The following is an 18,873-nucleotide window of genomic DNA, read 5'->3' on the forward strand; positions in this document are numbered from 1 at the left end:
CACCACCAGCTAAAGCTGGTGGCAAACACGACGGCTCTCGCGGAACAAAACAACTGCGAGCGCCGGCCCGCCCCGCAGCTCACTCCCCCACTTCGACCACCGCCTTGATGACGCCGCTTTCGGGCCGGGCGTACGTCGGAAAGACCACGATCAACTCGTCGAAGGCCGTGCGGTGCGTGATCCACGGGCCGGTGTCGAGCCGGCCCTCCTCGATCAGCCGGATGATCCGCGCGAAATCCTTCGACAACGCGTTGCGCGAGCACAACAGCGTTCCCTCGGGACGGTGAAACACGGGATGGCGGAAACGCACCTCGTCGGTCGTGATGCCGACGAACACCAGCCGTCCGGCGTGTGTGATCAGGCCGAAGGCGTTCGACATCGACGCGCAATTGCCGGTGGCATCGATCACCACGTCGGGCAAGTGGCCGTCGGTCAGCTCTCGCAACTGCGGTTCCAGGGCGTCGGACATTTCGAGCGTGTGCTCCACGCCCATCACGCGGCGGCAGAACTCCAGCCGCCCCGCGTTGACGTCGAGCATGATGATCTTGGCGCCGGAGAGCTTGGCGAACTCCAAGGTGGCCAGCCCGATGGGGCCGGCGCCGATGATCAAGCACGACTCCTCCGCCTTGAGCGCCGCCCGATCGACCGCGTGGCAACCGATGGCCAAAGTCTCAACCAAGGCAAGCTGCTCGAAGGCCAGTTGCCGCGAGACGTGCAGCTTTCGGGCGGGCACGAGAAAGCGGGGCCGCAAGCCGCCGTCGCAATGAACGCCGAGCGTCTGGTGCTTCTCGCAGCAGTTGGTGTGGCCGCGCAGGCAGGCATAGCACTTCTGGCAGTTGATATAAGGCTCGACCGAGCAGCGGTCGCCGGGCTGGACGTTGGTCACGTCGCTCGCCACGGCCAGCACTTCCACACCCAGCTCGTGGCCGGGAATCCGCGGATAGCTGAAGAACGGCATCTTGCCGAGATAGCCGCCGATGTCGGTGCCGCAGATGCCGACGGTATGCACCTTGACCAACGCTTCGCCGGGGCCGGGCTTCTCCGGTGCGGGCACGTCGACGCGCTTGAACTGCTTGGGAGCTTCCAACGAGATCGCCTTCATCACTACCTCGACTCGATGGCCATGCGGTGCGTCGGCACGGGCCGGCCGGGACGGAAACTTTGCATATTGTTGAGCCGCCAGAGCATTTGATACTGCGCGCCGAGCGCTTGCACGTTGGTCTGCACAAGCTCGCTCAGCAGCTCGGGGGCGATGGCCACTCGGGCGTTCACCGTCAGCTCCGCGGCGCGTACGGTTGCCCCGGAAGCGAGCGACAGCTCCACCTGCGAGTCGGAACTGACCAGGTTCGCGATGGCCGTGGCATCGTCGGACGCGGCCAACACCTTGAGATGGGCCGGCTCCGCCGAAACCCGCCCGCACGCCCTGGCGATGCGGCCCACAAAGTCGAGGGCCAGCTCGTCCAGCCGAAAGGGTTCATCGCGCTCGACGGTCACCTGGCAGTTCAACCAGCCCAATTCGGCCTCGCCCGCGGCGTAAATATCGTAATCGACGTCCGGCGTCGGCGAGCGCGACGCCGGGCGCTGGAGTGCCGCGGTCAACGCCTCGAAGCCTTCGCCGCTGCGAGCGCTGACCGCAAGCAACTCTTTGCCCGGATACCGCTCGCGCACCTGCCCCAGCAACTCCTCGCGGCACTCCGCTTCCAGCCGGTCGATCTTGTTCAGCACGATCAGATCGGCCTCTTCGAGCTGCTTCAAAAAAATGTAAGCGGCCTTGGGCGAGAAACCAAGACCGGGCTGATCGGACAGAATCTTGCGTCCATGCTCGGGCTTCAGCAGCACGGCCAGCGGGGCGATTTCATATTCGTCGCCGTGCAGCGAGCGCAGCGGCTCGATCACCGTGGCCGCCAGGTCGGTGCAGCTTCCGACCGGCTCGGCGATGATGACGTCGGGCTGTCCGTGGGCGGTCAGCCCCTCGACGGTGGCGACCAGATCGTTGAACTTGCAGCAGAAGCAGGCCCCGGTGACTTCTCCCACCTGAAAGCCCTGTGCCCGCAACGATTCGGTGTCGACCAGGCCATACGCCTGATCGTTCGTCACCAGCCCGACGCGCAGACCTTGAGAGGTCCAATGCCGCGTCAGCCGGGCGATGGCCGTGGTTTTGCCCGCTCCCAGAAAACCACCGACCATTGCAAATCGAATACGTCTCGTCATCGCCGCCTGCGTGCTCAATCGGCCTACCATCTACTGTTCGCGTCGCCAGCGTTTTAGACTAGACGATGTTTCCGCCTTACGCTAGGACACCGTTCACTTGCCATGCCTGATTCCTCCCACGACAGCGGACCTCTCTTCGACGACAGCCCGCTTGTGCCGCCCGGCTGGCCGCCCGACGACCCTGAAGTAACGGAAGCAGTCAACCGGGCAATGGCCGACGGAAGCTGGGGCCGTTATCACGGACCTCATCTTCCGCGGCTGGTGGAGGCGCTGGCCGAGTTCTTTGGTCTGCCGCACGTTTATCCCTGCTGCTCCGGAACCTTCGCGGTCGAGTTGGCGCTGCGGTCGGTGGGGGTTGGGTCAGGCGACGAGGTGATCCTGGCCGGCTATGACTTTCCGGGCAACTTTCGGGCGATCGAAGCGATCGGCGCGCGGCCCGTGCTGGTCGACGTGCATCCGCTGAATTGGAACCTCGACCCCAGCCGGCTTGCGGCGGCCATCGGCGACCGCACGCGGGCCGTGCTGGTGTCGCACCTGCACGGCGGCCTGGTGCCGATGACCGCCGTAGTCGACGTTACCCTGCGGCACGGCCTGGCGGTCGTCGAAGACGTCTGCCAGGCTCCGGGAGCCGTTGTCGAAGGCCGCCTGGCGGGCACGTGGGGCGACGCGGCGGTGCTTTCGTTCGGAGGAAGCAAGTTGCTGACCGCAGGACGCGGCGGCGCCATTTTCTCTCGGCGTGCCGATGTGCAGCAACGGGCCAAGGTGTTTTGCGAGCAGGGCAACCATGCGTTTCCACTTAGTGAGTTGCAGGCGGCCGTGCTCCTACCGCAGGTGGCGAAGCTGCGCGAGCGCAACGAGCGGCGGCGGGCCGCGGTGCGGCACCTTTTGAGTCGCTTGCGCGATGCGGCATGCCTGCAACCTCTTGAGAACATCGCCCCTTCGTCCACGCCCGCCTATTACAAGCTTGGTTTTCGCTATGTTCCACCGGGCGGCGGCCGAACACGGGCGGAACTCATCGCGGCGGCCCAGGCGGCGGGCGTGGCGATCGACGCCGGCTTTCGCGGGTTCCTGCATCGCAGCGAAAAGCGGTGCCGCATCTCCGGCGAGCTTGTCGAGTGCCGTCGAGCGGCCGATTCAGCGCTCGTGCTGCACCACCCCCTGCTGCTGGCGCCGCTGGCCGCCCTCGACCGCGTCGCGGATGCACTGCTCCGGGCGGCGGGCCGAATGGAATGAGCCCTTGACGGAACGCCGCGCAGCGCGCTGACTAAGGGTTCTTGTTTGGTCAGCAAGGTAGGGTGGGACCAGCGAGCTTGCGAGCGCCGGCCCACCATTATTAGGCGTCGGGCGTCAGGCGACAGGCATCAGGTTGTTGGTCCTGACGCCTGAAACCTGACGCCTCAAATCGGTGGGCCGGCGCTCGCAAGCTCGCTGGTCCCACCCTACCAGGAACGAGAAGATCCGCAGCCGGGAGCAACCATGAAAACTGCCGTCATTGCCATTACCAAGCACGGCGCGGCCTTGGCGCGCAAGCTCGAAGGCGATCGTTACATCTCGGCCAAGTTCCGCAGCGACGAGCCGGCCCATTACTTCGAGAAGCCGATCAAGGAACTGACGGCCGAAATCTGGCCGCAATACGAAGCGCTGGTCTACATCGTGTCGCTGGGGGCGGTCGTCCGCACGATCGCGCCCTTTCTCAAAGACAAGCACGTCGATCCGGCCGTGATCGTGGTCGACGACAAGGCCAACTTCGCCATCAGCGTGCTGTCGGGCCACGTCGGCGGCGCCAACGTGCTGACCGAGCAGATCGCCGGCCGGCTGGCCGCCCAGGCCGTGGTGACCACGGCCAGCGATGTGGGCAAGACCATTCCCGTCGATATCTTGGGCCGCGAGCTGGGGTGGACCACCGAGTTGGACCAGAACATCACCAAGGTCAGCGCGGCGGTGGTGAACGAAGAGCCGATCGCCTTCGTGCAGGAGACCGGCGAAACGAACTGGTGGCGCCGCGACACGCCGCTGCCCAAAAACATCCAGCTTGTTTCGCTCGACGACGCCCGGCGGTTCAAGACGGCGTTGATCGTCACCGACCGGTTGGTGGAGGAGGAGTTTCTTTCCAAGGCGGTGCTTTATCGTCCCAAGTCGCTGGTGCTGGGCATGGGCTGCGACCGCGGAGTGACCCTCGAGCAGGTCGAAGAGTTCGTCTTTGCGACCCTCCAGCAACACAGCCTCTCGTTCACATCCGTGCGCAATCTGGCCACGGTCGATTTGAAGCAAGACGAGCCGGCGCTGGTCGAGTTCTGCGCCAAGCACAAGCTGCCGATGGTCTGCTACGCAAGCGAGCAACTCAAGAAGGTCGCCGCTCCGAACCCATCGGCCACAGTCGAGAAATACGTCGGCACGCCCGGCGTCTGTGAACCGGCCGCCTTGCTCAGTTCCGAAGGCGAACTGATTGTGCCGAAGCAAAAAGCGCCGATGCTGACGCTGGCGGTAGCGAGGGTGGGGTTCTAATCGCGGTGCTTCACAGCTTCTCCAGGTAGGCAAGAGTTCCTCAGCCCCGTTGCCGAAGATTGCCTAAACGGCCCCGGCGCGGTTTAATGCCTCCTTCGCTTTCGCAGGAGACATCATGCCAGGCAAATTGTTGCTGGTCGGCTTTGGGCCGGGCCAACACGACCATCTCACGTTCCGCGGTCGGGCGGCCATCGAAGAAGCCGAAGTCGTCATCGGCTACACCACTTACATCAAGCTGGTCAAGTCGCTCTGCGAAGGCAAGCAGGTGATCTACACCGGCATGACCGAAGAACTCAGCCGGGCACGCAAGGCCATCGACCTGGCCTACGAAGGCCGCCGCGTGGCCCTGATTTCGTCGGGCGACGTCGGCGTGTATGGCATGGCCGGCCCCAGCTTCGAGATTCTCAAAGAACGCGGCTGGCGGCGGGGCGAGGGAATCGACGTGGAGGTCATCCCCGGCGTGACGGCGGCCAGCTCGTGTGCCAGCGTGCTGGGAGCGCCGTTGATGCACGACTTCTGCACCATCAGCCTTTCCGACTTGCTCACGCCCTGGAACTTGATCGTCGAGCGAATCGACGCCGCGGCCAAGGCCGATTTCGTCGTGGCGCTCTACAACCCCAAGAGCGGCCGCCGCACCAAACAAATCGTCGAGGCCCAGCGGATCCTGCTTCGCTACCGCTCGCCGAGCACGCCCGTGGGCCTGGTGAAATCGTGCTACCGCGACTTGCAGAAAGTGGTGCTCACCACGCTCGACGACATGCTGAACCACGAGATCGGCATGCTCACCACGGTGATCGTGGGCAACAGCCGCACGTTCACCTTCGAGGGGCTGATGGTCACGCCCCGCGGCTATCAGACGAAGTACGATCTGGAAAGCGTCGATCATGGCACCGTCGAGATGATGCGGCGGCAGTTGGCTGAAAAACCGGTGCCCGGCCGGTCGCTCAAGACCTACGGCACGCTGTACGGCATCGGCGTCGGTCCCGGTTATGCGAAGTATCTCACGCAGCAGGCCCGGCAGGCGATCGAACGGGCGGCCTGTGTCTTTTATCCCCGCGGCAACTCGACCGACGAGAGCCTGGCGTTGAACACCATCGAGTCGTTCATGCGCAAGGACGCCCGGATCGAAGAGCTGATGTTTCCGATGACCAAAGACCGAGATTTGCTGGCATATTATTGGAACCTGAACGCCCAGAAGGTGGCCGACGTGCTGGCCACCGGTCAGGACGCGGCCTTCATCACGCTGGGCGATTCGACGATGTACAGCACGTTCATCTACGTGGTGAAGACGCTGCGCGAGACGTTGCCCGACGTGCCGATCGAGACGGTGCCGGGCATCTCCAGCTTTTCGGCGGCGGCGGCGATGATGAACCTGGCGATCGGCGAGGGGACCGAGCGTGTGGCGATCGTACCGGTCAACCGCGACGTGTCGAACGTCCGCGACGCCTTGGAAGCTTACGACACGGTGGTGCTGCTCAAGGCCGGCTCGAAGCTCAACCGGCTGGTGGCGTTGCTGGAAGAAACGGATCTGATCGACCATGCCGTGATGTTCAGCTACATCGGCACCGAAGACGAGCGCGTCGAGACCGACCTGCGCCGCTTCCGCAACGAGACGGCCGGCTATATGACGCTGATCATCGTGAAGAAGTCGCGAACGTTTCAGGTTGACGACGAAGATGTTGTACCGTGTTAGAAAGAGTGGGTCGTTCGTTTTGGGGTGTCGAGGTCGCTGGCCGAATGGAATGCCGCAGCAACGAGTCGCTCGCTCATTTGCGCGTGGCCGTGGTCGGCTATGGCTCGATCGGGCGACGCCACTGCGATAACCTTGCCGAGCTCGGCGTCGGCCGGCGGTTGCTTGTGCGCCGAAACGGCGACGTGAATCCGGCGTTGACCCCGCCCGACGATGCGGAGGTGGCGCGGTGCGCGCGGGAGGCCATCGATGCCGGCATCGATCTGGCCATCGTCTGCACTCCGACGTCGTCGCACACGAGCACCGCGCGGCAGTATCTGGCCGCCGGCATACCGCTGCTGATCGAGAAGCCGCTTTCGCACTGCCTGGCCGACGCCGAACACTTCACGCACGAAACCCGCGCGGCGGGCACCGCGGTCGGCATGGCCTATTCGATGCGCTACCACCCGGCCTATGTCTTGGCGCGCGATTACGTCCGCCAGAATCGGCTGGGCAGAATCGAACGTGCCCGCTTGTGGTTCGAAAGTTACTTGCCCGACTGGCACCCCTGGGAAGATTATCGCCAAAGTTATGCGGCACGGGCGGACTTGGGCGGCGGCGTGCTGCCGACTCTCGACCACGAAATCGACCTGGCAAATTGGTGCTTCGGGCCGCCGGAAAAGACGTGCGGCGCGTCTCGGCGGAGCGGCGCGCTCGAGATCGACGTGGATGACGCGGCCGAGATCAGGCTCAACTACGCTACGCACGACGTCGAAATCAGTCTGAGTTTTGGCCGTCGCGAGCGCCGGCGTGGATTTGAGTTTGCCGGCAGCGAGGGACGGCTGACGTTCTCTTTCGAGCGGCAGCGACTTGAATTTTGGCCCGCAAAGGGGTCGTTGCCCGAAGTGCTCTGGGAGCGGCCCGATTTCGACGTCAACGCGATCTACGTGGCCATGTTGCGCGACGCACTCGATGCGATTGTCGACGGCCGCGAGCCGCCCGTTCCCTTGAGCGCCGGCTTGGACGCGCTCCGCGTCGTCGATGCCGTGCGACGCGGCGGCAGCTAGCGGGCCCTAGCTGGGCAGATCCAAGAGCTGCCGCTTCTTGTCGACCAGCTTGGCATATTCGGCGCTGGCCCAGACGGCCGGCATCACGGCCTGCAGCGACGCTCCCTTGGCTGAGTATTGGCCGTAGACCACCAGCATGCCGACGTGCTCGTAGCCCACGCCGCACTGCGACAGCAGGTTGCGTTGCAGCAGCGCGTTCTCAATGGTCAACGCCGAGCTGAGATTTTGCACCGGCGGCTTGTCGCCCGACAGCCAGAAGTAATCTTCGTCGACCGCCACGTTGCGGCTCTCGGCCAGCTCCCACCGCGGGTCGTATTGCCACGGCGACTGCGCCAATGCCTGTGCCTCGCCCCAGTCGATGGCGTAGGGCGAATAATAGGTCAGCGGCGCGTAGCCAACCGGCTGGATGCGCAGCATCGATCATCCTTCGAGCGGATTTGCTGGTTGCGAGATGTGACGGTTGTGCCGCCGGCCGCGGAGACGATTGCGGGGAGAATTCCCCAACGCGAAGGGCAACCTTCGCCGCGGACGGACTGGGCCTTATTCCAGCCTAGTTCGCGCCCGGCAAGAAGCAAGCAAAAACAGCGGCGGCTGATGATCGAGAACCACAATCCCGCCGGGCCTTACGCCGCGCGGGCTGGGATTTGCCGTCGGCAAGGAATCAGGCAGCCGCGGATGTTCCGCGCAAACCTTCGGCCATACCGGTCCGACGGGCACGCTCTGTTGGGCCGATCCTGCCCGTGACGCTGCTGTGCGTGGGCTTGAGCCTGTGGTGCATTCCTGCCGCTGCCCTGTTCCCTGCCCCTCCTTGCTTCCCGAATTGGCAACCGCTAGCATGCTTCGCTACGCGCTAGAACCTCCTCGGGGCCTTGTGACATGGCCGCAGATCAGCGCACGCCTGCCGCGCGGTTCGCCGAGGCCGAAAAGTGCCTATATTTTGGTGAAGGGTGCATGTCAAGGGAGTCAAGATGATCCGACGAGAACCGAGCCGCCGCAAGCGGGACAAACGAGCGGTCAAGAAACCCGGACAAAAGAGATCCGAACAGACGATTAGCGAAACGCTGGCTGAACTCGACCGGGTGGAAACCGCTTCACCCAAGGCCAAGCCGCTGATTGATTTGTTCCGAGATTGGCTTACCGACGAGTCGGGTTACGACGAAGAAACCTGGCCCAAGTTGAAGAATGCCTTGAATCGCGAACGCGCACGCGTCGGCGCTCGGAGGCTTTTCGATGCCTGACGTCGTCCTGCTCGACGCAGGACCGCTGGGCATGGCGTCCCACCCTCGCCCCAGCTCGGAAATTCTCGCCTGGATGTCGCGACATTTCGCGGCCGGTGTGGAGTTGCTTGTGCCTGAGATCGCCGATTATGAGGTTCGCCGCGAGTTGTTGCGGGCAAACCGGCTGCAGGGAGTTAATCGGCTTGATCAGTTGAAAGCGAGGTTGGGATATTTGCCGATTACCACCGACGCCATGCTGCGCGCCGCCGAGTTGTGGGCCGACGCGCGGAAACGCGGGAAGCCGACCGCCAGCGATCCGGCATTGGACGCCGACGTGATACTCGCCGCTCAGGCACAGTGCATTCTTGGCAAAGACGTTGTGGTGGCCTCGTCGAACCCGAAGCATCTTGGCCGATTTGTTGCGGCCGACTTTTGGCAAAATATCGAGCCGTGACCCTCGCCCAGTGGAAGAGAGTTAGGGAGTACTCTGCTGATAGGCTACGGGCCTTTTGCCAAGCGCTTGAGCGTTCGGATATTGACTCAATGCGGCGATTCGCGGCCGAGGTGCCCGACCTCTTTCGCAAGCTTCATGAGCAGCAGTACCCGGACTGGGCCGTGTGCAATGCCGCTCAAGAATCTTCGCCAGAAGCAATTCGAACGTTGCTCGAGCTTGGAGCCGACATTAACGAGCAAGATTCCAACGGCGACACCGGCCTGTGCTGGGCCGTTATGGAAGGACGGCACGATGCCGCGAAGGTGCTTCTAGAAGGCGAGGCCGATCCAAATCTCGGTTGTCCGATTTTTCACGTGGCTTGCCAGGACGTGGAAGACCGCATCGGCGTCGCTGCCCTTTTATTGGACCACGGAGCCGATATCAACCAGCCGTTTCTTGTCGAAGGGCTGCCGCCGCGAAATGTCTTAAGCGAGGCGATATCGCGAGGTCATGAGGAATTGGTCGCGTTTCTTAAATCGCGCGGCGCCAAGCTGCCTGAAGGGCCGGCTGGCCGCGGCGAGCCTATAGAGCCAGATTTTGAGCCTGGGGATTATACCACCGAGATCGTGCGTCATTTCCGAAAACATTATGGCGACCCCCTGCCTGAAGTCGTTTACGAGATTGTCCCATCTTCCGACAGCCCCATCGAGGTGCATTACATTCCGCTGACCGCCAAGGGCGATTCCTCGGTCCTCTTCACCAGCGGTTTGGGCCCGGAAAAGGGACCCGGAAAAGGGGATAAGTCCCATTATTAAAGACCCGGAAAAGGGGATAAGCCCCATTATTAAATGGGACTTATCCCCTTTTCCGTGCCTTATTAAATGGGACTTATCCCCTTTTCCGGGCCTCCCCTTTTCCGGGCCCAAGTAAGTCAGAGACGTCATGGCGGCCATTGGCGAGCACCCACCAAAGCGCTAGGCCGCCTTGTTCGCCCCCAGGAATCGGCCCCGGAAAAGGGGACCCCGGAAAAGACCCCGGAAAAGGGGATAAGTCCCATTATTAAATGGGACTTATCCCCTTTTCCGGGCCATTAAATGGGACTTATCCCCTTTTCCGGGCTCTTTTCCGGGCTCGAAGGCGGAACGCGATTACCTGGAGGTGCTGACCGACCTGGTGGAAAAGTACGAGGCGGTGGCTTACCCGGCCGAGCCGGCCAGCGACGACGAGATGTTGGCCCACCTGCTGGACGCGCGCGGGATGAGTCAAACGGAGCTGGCGGCCAAGGTCGGTATCGCCGGTTCGACGATCTCGGAGGTGCTGCACGGAAAACGCAAACTGCGCCGTGAGCATATCGCCCGCCTGGCCGCGTTTTTCGGCGTCTCTCCGGCCGTGTTTGGTTCGAAGTAAACTTGCAATCAATTCTTTCGCGGCCCGCGCCGGGACTGGCCGTAAACCGCGGCGACGCCCCGACTTCTCACGAAGTCGGCTGCGCACCGGTGCGCAATGCGGATTCAGCCGGCTGCCGACCGCGACCACAACCTATTGTGGTCACGTTAGCACCAACCACTACATTTTGTGGTCTATAAAAGCTTGACAACAATAGGTTCACGGGTACACTTATCGCTGGTGGACCGCGAAATGCGTCATCCACGCTTTAACCGCCCAGTCAGGCAGGCGCCTGCCGGTCGCGTCACGCCGTCGAGGGACGCACAGACCAGGATCAAGGTCGAATCTTCAGAGCTTTGAGCCGCCCCGCGCAGCAATCGCGGCTCGATGCTGCGCGCCTGGATGAGAGATGAGAGATGAGAGATCAGGGATGAGGGATAGGCCCCCTCTTCCCTCGCTCGTCCTTTCCTGAACCCTGAACCCTGAACCCCGAACCCCGAACCCTCTACCCATGATCCCACCCATCCGCTTGGAGAAAGGCCAACCCATGAGCAACTACCGCAACCCGATTCAACGCTGGCCGGTCCGCGATGGCTACCGCGCCGTCGAACGCGTCTCCGATGTGGCCCTGATGCCCGCCGACGAAGTGCCCGATTCGCGCGTCGAATGGCTCTGGCCCGGAGTCATTCCCGTCGGGCACGTCACGCTGGTGGCCGGCGAACCGGCCAGCGGCAAAAGTTTTTGGATGGCCGACCTGGCCGCCCGTGTCAGCTTCGTTCGCCCCTGGCCGTACCGTGGCGATACGGCCGTAATCCAAAATCCAAAATCGAAAATCGAAAATGGCGCTGTCGTTCTGGTCAACTCCGACGATGCCTTCGCCGAGGTGCAGCAGCCGCGGCTGGCGGCCGCCGACGCGAACCTGACTCACGTGGGGCTGATGCGGCGCCTGCCGCCCGGCAGCCGGTACTCGCAGACATCTTTGGTCGGCCCGGTCATGAACCGCTTGCAGGCCGTGAAAGAGGCCGTCCAGGAAGCCGGCGACTGCAAGCTGGTGATCGTCGACGATCTGGCCCGCTTCGTCCGCAACGGGCTGGGCAAAGTGACCCGCGCCGATCTGCTGCTGGCGATCGACGGCCTGCGATGCATCGCGGGCGAGTGCGACGTGGCCGTGGTCGTCGTCTGGCGGTTGGAGCGGACCGGCCGGACCGCCGCGCGGATGCTGGAAAACCTGTTGCCCTCGGCGGCGATGGCCTGGCTGGTCGGCAACGACCCCTATCGGCCGCGGCTCCGCTGGGCGGTGGCGCTCCGGTGCCACTTCGGCCCGCTGCCTGGGCCGATGGCGTTTCATATTGAAGACCACAGCGTCGTTTGGGAGTCGCCGCCCGACACGGTGCCGGCGGATGTGATGGCGGCCTTTGTCCGCAAGAGCGAGCGGCGGCTGGAGCGCGAGCAGGCGGGCCGCTGGGCGCTGGAACGTCTGGCCGACGGACCGGTGGAAGCCAACACGCTGTTCGACGACGGCGAGGCGTTCGGTTTCAGCCCGCGGACGCTGCGCCGGGCACTGGGCGATCTCGGCCTCAAACCGAAGAAGCAGGGCAACGACGGGCCGTGGTGCTGGGCGCTCAAGGCAGAAGGCAAAAGGCAGAAGTCAGAAGAGAGGGAACAGGAGGAGTGCCAGCGTGTCGAGGTTGTTGGCTCGCCGTCTGCGGAGAGCGGTGACGGGACGGCCTGGGAAGGCCATCCTCCTATGCCGAGCGAAGATGGCCAACTCGCGACAAATGAGGAGGCCGTGCGCGCCGCCACGACCCTCAGCCCGGCCAGCTCCCAGAAGGAGAGGGAGAACTGCGCGAACAGCCCGGTGACTGCTGCTACGGCGGACGGCACACGGAGTGTGCCTGCTACTTTGGTCGAAGATGGCCAACTCGCGACAAATGAGGAGGCCGTGCGCGCCGCCACGACCCTCACCCCGTCCCTCTCCGAGCCGGAGAGCGAGGACTACCCGCCCTCGTTGGCCGAGTTCCCCATCACCGATGCCAGCACGTGCGACAACGACAGAATCACGATCGTCGTGCTGCGCCCCAGTTCGCCCGGCGCGGAGCTGTCGGCCGTGGATGCCGCGCCGCCGTAGGAGACGGAGAGAAAGAGAGACGGAGAGACGGCGCTGCAGTCTGAATCCCGGCGCGCCGCGAAACCCTGAACCCTGAACCCTGAACCCTGAACCCTGAACCCAAAGATGCAAGGAGATCCCATGCGACAAGAGCTGACTGTTCGACAACAGACTGCGTTGAATGCCAAGCTGGACCGACTCGGCCGGGCGGCGCATTTGGCACATGAGCGTGCCAAGGTGTGCGCGGCCAAACTGGTCGAAAACGCGGCCCGCGCCGGGCAGGCCCTCTGCAAAGCCCGCGACCTGTGCGACACCGACGACTGGGACGATTTCCTGGTCAACAAGTTCAAAGGCTCCGAGCGCACCGCGCAGCGCTACATGTACATCGCCCGGCACTGGACGCTGCTCAAAGCCGTCGCCCCGCCCGAAGCGCTCACCTCGGTGCGCAAGGCGACGCAGCTTCTCAATACGTTATTGGTCGGCGAACACTTGCCCGACGGCGCCGCAACGCGGCGCCGCAAAAAGCGGGCAAGCGGCAGGCTGCAACTTCCGGCCCCGCCGGCCGTGCCCGACTCGGCCGCTTCCGCCGCCGCGCCGGCGCCGGACCAGGCCCTAACCGTCGCGGCAGAAGATGACGAGCAGCGGACGGGACTGCGGCGGATGTACCGAGAGATGCAGCGGACGCTCGACGAGCTGAGCCACGAACTGACGGAGCTGACGCCCCGCCATTACCACGTGACGCACGCCATCGAGGCCATCCGTCGCGCGCGTTTTCACTTTTTCCAGGCCGGGCACACGCTGTTTTCCATTTCGGCCTCGGCCGCCGGTTCGGAGGAAAATTCACAAATGCATGGCCAGCAATAGGTTGCGACGAATCCGTGCGCTGCTTCTTGATTGCTGATGGCGTGTCTGCCGCCGCGCGCGGCGGGACGTAAAAAAACCGCCGCCGCGCGCGGCGGCGGTTTGACAAAAACCAATCCGCCACCGGGCGGCAGTTCAGGCAATATCTCACCAGCGCGCGCCGCATTTGCTAGAATCGCGTGGTAAAGCGTTTCAATCTTTACGAGCCCCATGTGAACAGAATCCTTTTTCGCCCCAGCGCGTTCTTGGTCGCGCTGTTGACGCTGCCGCTAGTCTCGCGGGCACGTGCTTGATTCACGCTCTCTTGTTGCCTAGAGTGATGCGGGGAGCCAGTCAGACATGCCGCCGGAGGTAAGGCCGGCGGTCGGTTCGATGCTCCAGTGTTTCACCCAAAAGAACACGCAACGCAATGGAACAACCATCTCTCGACCAACTCCATGGCGATGACGTCGCGGCGATCGACGCCCTGCGCGAGCATTACGCGCGCTTGAAAGCCGAGCTGGGCCGTGTGATCGTCGGTCAGGAACGGGTGATCGAACGGTTGGCGATCTGCCTGTTCGCCCGTGGACACGCTTTGCTGATGGGCGTGCCGGGCCTGGCCAAGACGCTGCTCGTCAGCAAGCTGGCCGAGACGCTCTCGCTGCGGTTCAGCCGCATCCAGTTCACGCCCGACCTGATGCCGATGGACATCACCGGCACCGATATTCTGCAAGACATCATCGGCGGGCGGCGCGAGTTCGAGTTTGTGCATGGGCCGATCTTCGCCAACATGGTGCTGGCCGACGAGATCAACCGCGCCCCGCCCAAGACGCAGGCCGCCATGCTGGAAGCGATGCAAGAACACAAGGTCACGGTGCTGGGCAAGACGTTCCGGCTCGAGCCGCCCTTCATGGTGCTGGCCACGCAAAACCCGATCGAGCAGGAAGGCACGTATCCGCTGCCCGAAGCTCAGCTCGACCGCTTTATGTTCTTCATCGAAGTCGATTATCCCGACGAGGTCGAAGAGATCGACATCGCCCGGCGGACCACGGGCGAGGCACTGCCCGATTTGCGGCACGTGCTGAGCGGCGACGAGATCATCGCCTGCCAGAGCCTGGTGCGGCGCGTGCCGGTGCCCGACCATATCTATGCCTATGCCGCCCGGCTGGTGCGCCGCACGCGGCCGAAAGACGGGACCGCGCCGGGCTGGCTGAAGCCGTTCGTGGCCTGGGGGGCCGGTCCGCGGGCCGTGCAGTACCTGGTGCTGGGCGCGAAGGCCCGCGCCGCGCTGTCGGGCAGCTACATGGCGCGGCTGGAAGACGTGCGCGACGTGGCCTTGCCCGTCCTCACCCACCGCGTCATCACCACCTTTGCCGCGCAGTCCGAAGGCATCGACAGCAGCCAGATCGTGCGGCGGCTGCTGGAAGAGACGGAGGAAACGTGATTCGATTTTGGATTTTGGATTTTGGATTCCCACCAATCCAAAATCCAAAATCGAAAATCCAAAATGGTCGTCCCATGCAACATCAATCCCGCCCGTTCCTCGATCCCAAAGTCCTGGCCCGGCTGGCCGGCATTCCGCTCTTCGCGCGGCAGCCGATGCAGGGCACAGTGTCGGGCAGGCATCAAAGTCCGCACCGCGGCTCCAGCGTCGAGTTCGCCGAGTATCGCGAGTACGTGCCGGGCGACGACGTGCGGCGGATCGACTGGCGGGCCTACGGCCGCAGCGACCGCTATTACGTCAAGGAGTTCGAGGCCGACACCAACCTGCGTTGCTGCCTGGTGCTCGATACCAGCGGCTCGATGGACTTCGGCTCGCGGGGGCAGACGAAGATCGAATACGCGCGGCGGATCGCGGGGGCCTTGAGCTACCTGGCCGTGTTGCAAGGCGACGCCGTGGGGCTGACGTGCATCGCCGGCGGCGTGGTGCGCAACATCCCGCCGCGCCGCAACCCGGCCCATCTCTCGGCCGTGTACGACGTGCTGGAGGCGACGCGGCCGCGCGGCACGACGCAGTTGCCCGAAGCGCTGCACGAGCTGGCCGAGACCGTCCGTCAACGGGCGTTGATCGTCGTTCTCTCCGACCTGTTCGTGGAGCCGGAGCAGTTGCGCGAGTGCTTCGAGCACCTGCGGTTCCGCAAGCACGACGTGGCGGTGTTTCACCTGCTCGATCCGCTGGAGCTCGACTTCGACTTCCGCCGGCCGATGCGGTTCGTCGATCTGGAAGGCGGCACCTCGATCTTCGCCGAGCCGAACGCCATCGCCGAGCGTTACCTGGCGGCGCTGCGGATGTACCTCGATCGCCTGAAGCAGATCGTGCTGGAATCGGTCGTCGATTACCACCGCGTCAACCTCAGCGACGACTACGAGCAGGTGCTGGCCCGCTTTCTTACGCAACGCTCCCGCTGGCGAGGCCGGCCGTGATTTTTCTGCATCCGCTGCTGCTGGCCGGGCTGGCGCTCACGGCGTTGCCGGTGCTGATCCATCTGATCAACCAGTTGCGCTACCGCACCATTCGCTGGGGCGCGATGATGTTTTTGTTGCAGGCCAATCGCATGGCCCGCGGGCTGGCGCGGCTGCGGCAGTGGCTGGTGCTGTTGATGCGGATGCTGGCCATCGCCTGCCTGGTGTTCGTCATCAGCCGCCCGTTGGCCAGCGGCTGGATGGGTTGGGCCGGCGGACACGCCGACACGACGATCATCCTGCTCGACCGTTCGCCCAGCATGGCCGACGCCTCGGCCGGCCGCTCGAAACTGCTGGCCGCGCGCAAGCAGCTTGCCGACGCGCTCGGCCGGCTCTCGTCGACCCGCTGGGTGCTGATCGAAAGCGCGACGGCCCGGCCCCGCGAGCTGGAGTCGCCCGCGGCGCTGGAACAATTGCCTGAGACGGGTCCGACCAGCGCCGCGGCCGATCTGCCGGCCATGCTGGAAGCGGCCCGCGATTACCTTGTCGCCAACCAGTCGGGCAGCACGGAGGTCTGGATCTGCTCCGACCTGCGGGCCAACGACTGGAACGCCGACGACAGCCGTTGGGGCCGATTGCGCAGCTCGTTCGCCGGGCTGCCGCAGCCCGTCGGCTTTCACCTGCTCGCCTACAGCCAGCCGCCGCGGGGCGACGTGGCCGTGCGCGTGACTTCCGTCCGCCACCGTAAGTTGGGCGACGGCATCGAGCTGTTGGTGTCGTTGCGGCTATCGACACCTGCGGCCGCCGGCGGGCCGCTCACGGTGCCGGTGCGGTTCGACATCGGCGGCGCGCGATCGACCTTGAGCGTGGAGCTTTCCGGCACGAGCGTCGAGGTGCGAGATCATCGTATCGTGCTCGACGGCAAGCACCAGCGTGGCTGGGGCCGCGTGTCGGTTCCGGCCGACAGCAACCCCGCCAACAACGAGTATTACTTTGCTTTCGACGCGACGCAGTCGGCCCACGCGCTGATCGTGTCCGACGAGCGCGAGGTCGCCGAGTCGCTGCGGTTGGCGGCGTCGATCTCTCCCGATCCGGGCAACCTCTCTTCCGCCGACGTTGTGCCGACCGACCAGATCGACGGTATCGACTGGAGCAAAGCGGCGCTGGTGCTATGGCAGGCGCCGCTGCCGGCCGGCGAACCGGCCCGGCAGCTTGCGGCGTTGGTCGACCGCGGCGGACAAGTGATCTTCTTTCCGCCGCGACAGGTGACCGATGACTCCGCCTTCGGCCTGTACTGGAAATCGTGGACTGCGGTGGGCGACGACGCGGTGATCGATCGTTGGCGTAGCGACGAAGACCTATTGGCGAATACGCAAAGCGGCGCGGCCTTGCCGGTCGGCAAGCTTCGAATTCGCAAGGTGTGCGCGGTGGCCGGCGAGGCGACTCCGCTGGCGGCTTTGCCCGGCGGCGAGACGCTGGTGGCCCGTGCCGCCACGCCTCGCGGCGGCGTTTACTTCTGGGCCACGACGCCCGCCGCCACCGACTCGAACCTGGCGACTGAAGGCGTTGTGCTGTATGTCGCGGTGCAGCGGGCATTGGCGGCGGGCGCGGCGGCGCTGGGCACCGCCCGGCAGGTGGCGGCCGGCAGCGGCGATTCCGACATGGCGACCACGTGGCAGCGGCTGGCCGGCAGCGAGACGGCCTTGTCGAGCGAATATGCCGTGCAGGCCGGCGCGTATGCCGCTGGCGACGTGCTGCTGGCCGTCAATCGGCCGGAACAAGAAGATTTGGCCGCGTCGTTGGACGATGCTCGTGTGGCCGGCCTGTTTCAGGGCCTCGATTTTACGCGGATCGACCAAGTGGCTTCCAGCGAGCGATCGCCGGTGGAAGAGATTTGGCGGTCGTTCTTGATTGCCATGCTGGCCGCGCTGGTGGCCGAGGCCTGGCTCTGTCTTCCGCGCCGCGTGCAAGTGGGCCTCGCTCCAGTGACGGCGTAGACGGGTGGTGTCTTAATAGTGAGTTGGCCGTAGCAATAGCCGTAGGGTGGGACCAGCGAGCTTGCGAGCGCCGGCCCACCACGACTGCCGAAAATGGTGGGCCGGCGCTCGCAAGCTCGCTGGTCCCACCCTACACCTCGTGACCAACTCACTGTTAAGAGACTACCCGTAGACAACCGCGTTTGCATGGGCGGCGTGGGTGCGCTAGAATTAAATCGTATGTCTACGAGTCAACCGCTTTCCGATCCTGCTCCTCTACCTCTGATCGAATCCGTGCTCGGCGCTTCGCCGGAGGTCGTGCTCACGCGTCCGACGCAAGACGCCGACGAGCAGATAATCGCGTGGAAGGCCCATGAAGAGCGCCTCGCCGCTTGGACGCCAGCGAGCGGCGAACCGGACGTCCGAGCTGACGAAGACGGATACGTGCTGCCTGGCCACAAGACGGTTGCGGTGGCACTGCAGATCGCGGCGCGGCTGCGCGAAGCCGGGGTATGCGCTCCCTTTCGGACCGGGCAAACTGCAAACGGCGGCATCAACTTCGAGTGGAGGAGCGGCAACCGTACACAAAGGCTGACCGTTAACTCTCGCGGTGAAACGGAACTCGCGAGATTTGAAGACTCCAATCTCATCTTCAGGGAACCCGTCTCCTTAGCCTAGGTGCATCGTCACAGTTTACGTGTCGGTGCCAAACTCGTTCAGCAGTCTGTCGATCCGTGCGTGCAGCTCGCCGCGGGAGACCACGAGATCGCATCCCGCCTGACGGGCGGCGGCCAGCAGGCCCGTGTGGACGTGCGGCCCGAATGCGATGACCTTCGCCTGCGGCAGACGCGACCGCAACTCCGGCATCAACTCGCCGATCTTCAGACCCGGCGTCGATAGGTCGATGATGACCAGCGCGGGAGCTTCGCCCTCAAGCCTTTCTTCGATTGCGCTGGTGCCCAGGGCGGTGCGCAGCTCGGCGCCGGCGCGACTCGCGGCGCCCGTGACGGCCGAAACGCACGCCAAATCGGCGGTGATCAACAGGACCGGTGCGGCCAT

At 64.3% G+C, this 18,873-nt stretch carries 18 protein-coding genes; 14 read left to right on the top strand and 4 right to left on the bottom strand.

Features of this window, described 5'->3' with window-relative positions; genetic code table 11:
- Nucleotides 1-79: 79 nt before the first annotated feature.
- Together VNH11_04615 and VNH11_04620 are read right to left on the bottom strand one after the other, a co-directional pair.
- Nucleotides 80-1,102 carry a zinc-binding alcohol dehydrogenase family protein gene (locus VNH11_04615; protein HVA45649.1) on the bottom strand — a complete coding sequence of 341 codons (1,023 nt, stop codon included), beginning with the start codon at nucleotides 1,100-1,102 and terminating at the stop codon, nucleotides 80-82.
- 2 nt (nucleotides 1,103-1,104) lie between these two features.
- On the bottom strand, nucleotides 1,105-2,187 hold the full coding sequence (locus VNH11_04620) for a GTP-binding protein (GenBank protein ID HVA45650.1): 1,083 nt from the start codon (nucleotides 2,185-2,187) through the stop codon (nucleotides 1,105-1,107).
- Between the two features lie 126 nt (nucleotides 2,188-2,313).
- On the opposite strand from VNH11_04620, the gene VNH11_04625 reads away from it, so the two are divergent.
- From VNH11_04625 to VNH11_04640, 4 genes are all read left to right on the top strand, one after another.
- Nucleotides 2,314-3,444 carry an aminotransferase class V-fold PLP-dependent enzyme gene (locus tag VNH11_04625; GenBank protein ID HVA45651.1) on the top strand — a complete coding sequence of 377 codons (1,131 nt, stop codon included), beginning with the start codon at nucleotides 2,314-2,316 and terminating at the stop codon, nucleotides 3,442-3,444.
- 243 nt (nucleotides 3,445-3,687) lie between these two features.
- Entirely contained in the window at nucleotides 3,688-4,716 is a 1,029-nt protein-coding gene (locus VNH11_04630) for a cobalamin biosynthesis protein (GenBank protein HVA45652.1), read from the top strand.
- A 115-nt stretch (nucleotides 4,717-4,831) separates the two neighbouring features.
- On the top strand, nucleotides 4,832-6,409 hold the full coding sequence (gene cobJ, locus VNH11_04635; protein ID HVA45653.1) for a precorrin-3B C(17)-methyltransferase: 1,578 nt from the start codon (nucleotides 4,832-4,834) through the stop codon (nucleotides 6,407-6,409).
- A 44-nt stretch (nucleotides 6,410-6,453) separates the two neighbouring features.
- Nucleotides 6,454-7,452 carry a Gfo/Idh/MocA family oxidoreductase gene (locus VNH11_04640; GenBank protein HVA45654.1) on the top strand — a complete coding sequence of 333 codons (999 nt, stop codon included), beginning with the start codon at nucleotides 6,454-6,456 and terminating at the stop codon, nucleotides 7,450-7,452.
- Nucleotides 7,453-7,458: 6 nt separating this feature from the next.
- On the opposite strand, the gene VNH11_04645 is transcribed toward VNH11_04640, so the two are convergent.
- On the bottom strand, nucleotides 7,459-7,869 hold the full coding sequence (locus tag VNH11_04645; protein HVA45655.1) for a hypothetical protein: 411 nt from the start codon (nucleotides 7,867-7,869) through the stop codon (nucleotides 7,459-7,461).
- Between the two features lie 551 nt (nucleotides 7,870-8,420).
- On the opposite strand from VNH11_04645, the gene VNH11_04650 reads away from it, so the two are divergent.
- The 10 genes from VNH11_04650 (at nucleotide 8,421) to VNH11_04695 (ending at nucleotide 18,492) form a co-directional block, all read left to right on the top strand.
- A complete protein-coding gene (locus VNH11_04650) occupies nucleotides 8,421-8,690 on the top strand; it encodes a hypothetical protein (protein HVA45656.1) in 270 nt (89 codons plus the stop codon).
- Nucleotides 8,683-9,123 (top strand): hypothetical protein, encoded by a 441-nt coding sequence (locus tag VNH11_04655; GenBank protein ID HVA45657.1) that lies wholly within the window; start codon nucleotides 8,683-8,685, stop codon nucleotides 9,121-9,123. Before VNH11_04650 ends, VNH11_04655 begins: the two co-directional genes overlap by 8 nt.
- Nucleotides 9,124-9,212: 89 nt before the next feature.
- Nucleotides 9,213-9,917 (top strand): ankyrin repeat domain-containing protein, encoded by a 705-nt coding sequence (locus tag VNH11_04660; protein ID HVA45658.1) that lies wholly within the window; start codon nucleotides 9,213-9,215, stop codon nucleotides 9,915-9,917.
- A 343-nt stretch (nucleotides 9,918-10,260) separates the two neighbouring features.
- Complete coding sequence (locus VNH11_04665; GenBank protein HVA45659.1) at nucleotides 10,261-10,509, top strand: helix-turn-helix transcriptional regulator; 249 nt, start codon at nucleotides 10,261-10,263, stop codon at nucleotides 10,507-10,509.
- A gap of 490 nt (nucleotides 10,510-10,999) precedes the next feature.
- Nucleotides 11,000-12,616, top strand: a complete 1,617-nt coding sequence (locus VNH11_04670; protein ID HVA45660.1) for an AAA family ATPase — start codon at nucleotides 11,000-11,002, stop codon at nucleotides 12,614-12,616.
- A 120-nt stretch (nucleotides 12,617-12,736) separates the two neighbouring features.
- Nucleotides 12,737-13,459: a hypothetical protein gene (locus VNH11_04675; protein HVA45661.1), complete on the top strand. Its 723-nt coding sequence runs from the start codon at nucleotides 12,737-12,739 to the stop codon at nucleotides 13,457-13,459.
- A gap of 406 nt (nucleotides 13,460-13,865) precedes the next feature.
- Entirely contained in the window at nucleotides 13,866-14,879 is a 1,014-nt protein-coding gene (locus VNH11_04680) for a MoxR family ATPase (GenBank protein ID HVA45662.1), read from the top strand.
- Nucleotides 14,880-14,953: 74 nt separating this feature from the next.
- A complete protein-coding gene (locus VNH11_04685) occupies nucleotides 14,954-15,859 on the top strand; it encodes a DUF58 domain-containing protein (GenBank protein HVA45663.1) in 906 nt (301 codons plus the stop codon).
- On the top strand, nucleotides 15,856-17,835 hold the full coding sequence (locus VNH11_04690; protein HVA45664.1) for a BatA domain-containing protein: 1,980 nt from the start codon (nucleotides 15,856-15,858) through the stop codon (nucleotides 17,833-17,835). Before VNH11_04685 ends, VNH11_04690 begins: the two co-directional genes overlap by 4 nt.
- 219 nt (nucleotides 17,836-18,054) lie before the next feature.
- On the top strand, nucleotides 18,055-18,492 hold the full coding sequence (locus VNH11_04695) for a hypothetical protein (GenBank protein HVA45665.1): 438 nt from the start codon (nucleotides 18,055-18,057) through the stop codon (nucleotides 18,490-18,492).
- 15 nt (nucleotides 18,493-18,507) lie between these two features.
- Here VNH11_04695 and VNH11_04700 read toward each other — a convergent pair whose 3' ends face one another.
- On the bottom strand, nucleotides 18,508-18,873 hold the full coding sequence (locus VNH11_04700) for a hypothetical protein (protein ID HVA45666.1): 366 nt from the start codon (nucleotides 18,871-18,873) through the stop codon (nucleotides 18,508-18,510).

This window comes from Pirellulales bacterium (assembly GCA_035533075.1).
Classification (GTDB): domain Bacteria; phylum Planctomycetota; class Planctomycetia; order Pirellulales; family JAICIG01; genus DASSFG01.

What these genes read in the sequence shown, in the direction of transcription:
- VNH11_04615 (HVA45649.1), bottom strand. Translation starts at nt 1,102, where the DNA reads ATGAAGGCGATCTCGTTGGAAGCTCCCAAGCAGTTCAAGCGCGTCGAC.
- VNH11_04620 (HVA45650.1), bottom strand. Translation starts at nt 2,187, where the DNA reads ATGGTCGGTGGTTTTCTGGGAGCGGGCAAAACCACGGCCATCGCCCGG.
- VNH11_04625 (HVA45651.1), top strand. Translation starts at nt 2,314, where the DNA reads ATGCCTGATTCCTCCCACGACAGCGGACCTCTCTTCGACGACAGCCCG.
- VNH11_04630 (HVA45652.1), top strand. Translation starts at nt 3,688, where the DNA reads ATGAAAACTGCCGTCATTGCCATTACCAAGCACGGCGCGGCCTTGGCG.
- cobJ (HVA45653.1), top strand. Translation starts at nt 4,832, where the DNA reads ATGCCAGGCAAATTGTTGCTGGTCGGCTTTGGGCCGGGCCAACACGAC.
- VNH11_04640 (HVA45654.1), top strand. Translation starts at nt 6,454, where the DNA reads ATGGAATGCCGCAGCAACGAGTCGCTCGCTCATTTGCGCGTGGCCGTG.
- VNH11_04645 (HVA45655.1), bottom strand. Translation starts at nt 7,869, where the DNA reads ATGCTGCGCATCCAGCCGGTTGGCTACGCGCCGCTGACCTATTATTCG.
- VNH11_04650 (HVA45656.1), top strand. Translation starts at nt 8,421, where the DNA reads ATGATCCGACGAGAACCGAGCCGCCGCAAGCGGGACAAACGAGCGGTC.
- VNH11_04655 (HVA45657.1), top strand. Translation starts at nt 8,683, where the DNA reads ATGCCTGACGTCGTCCTGCTCGACGCAGGACCGCTGGGCATGGCGTCC.
- VNH11_04660 (HVA45658.1), top strand. Translation starts at nt 9,213, where the DNA reads ATGCGGCGATTCGCGGCCGAGGTGCCCGACCTCTTTCGCAAGCTTCAT.
- VNH11_04670 (HVA45660.1), top strand. Translation starts at nt 11,000, where the DNA reads ATGATCCCACCCATCCGCTTGGAGAAAGGCCAACCCATGAGCAACTAC.
- VNH11_04675 (HVA45661.1), top strand. Translation starts at nt 12,737, where the DNA reads ATGCGACAAGAGCTGACTGTTCGACAACAGACTGCGTTGAATGCCAAG.
- VNH11_04680 (HVA45662.1), top strand. Translation starts at nt 13,866, where the DNA reads ATGGAACAACCATCTCTCGACCAACTCCATGGCGATGACGTCGCGGCG.
- VNH11_04685 (HVA45663.1), top strand. Translation starts at nt 14,954, where the DNA reads ATGCAACATCAATCCCGCCCGTTCCTCGATCCCAAAGTCCTGGCCCGG.
- VNH11_04695 (HVA45665.1), top strand. Translation starts at nt 18,055, where the DNA reads ATGTCTACGAGTCAACCGCTTTCCGATCCTGCTCCTCTACCTCTGATC.
- VNH11_04700 (HVA45666.1), bottom strand. Translation starts at nt 18,873, where the DNA reads ATGGCCGCACCGGTCCTGTTGATCACCGCCGATTTGGCGTGCGTTTCG.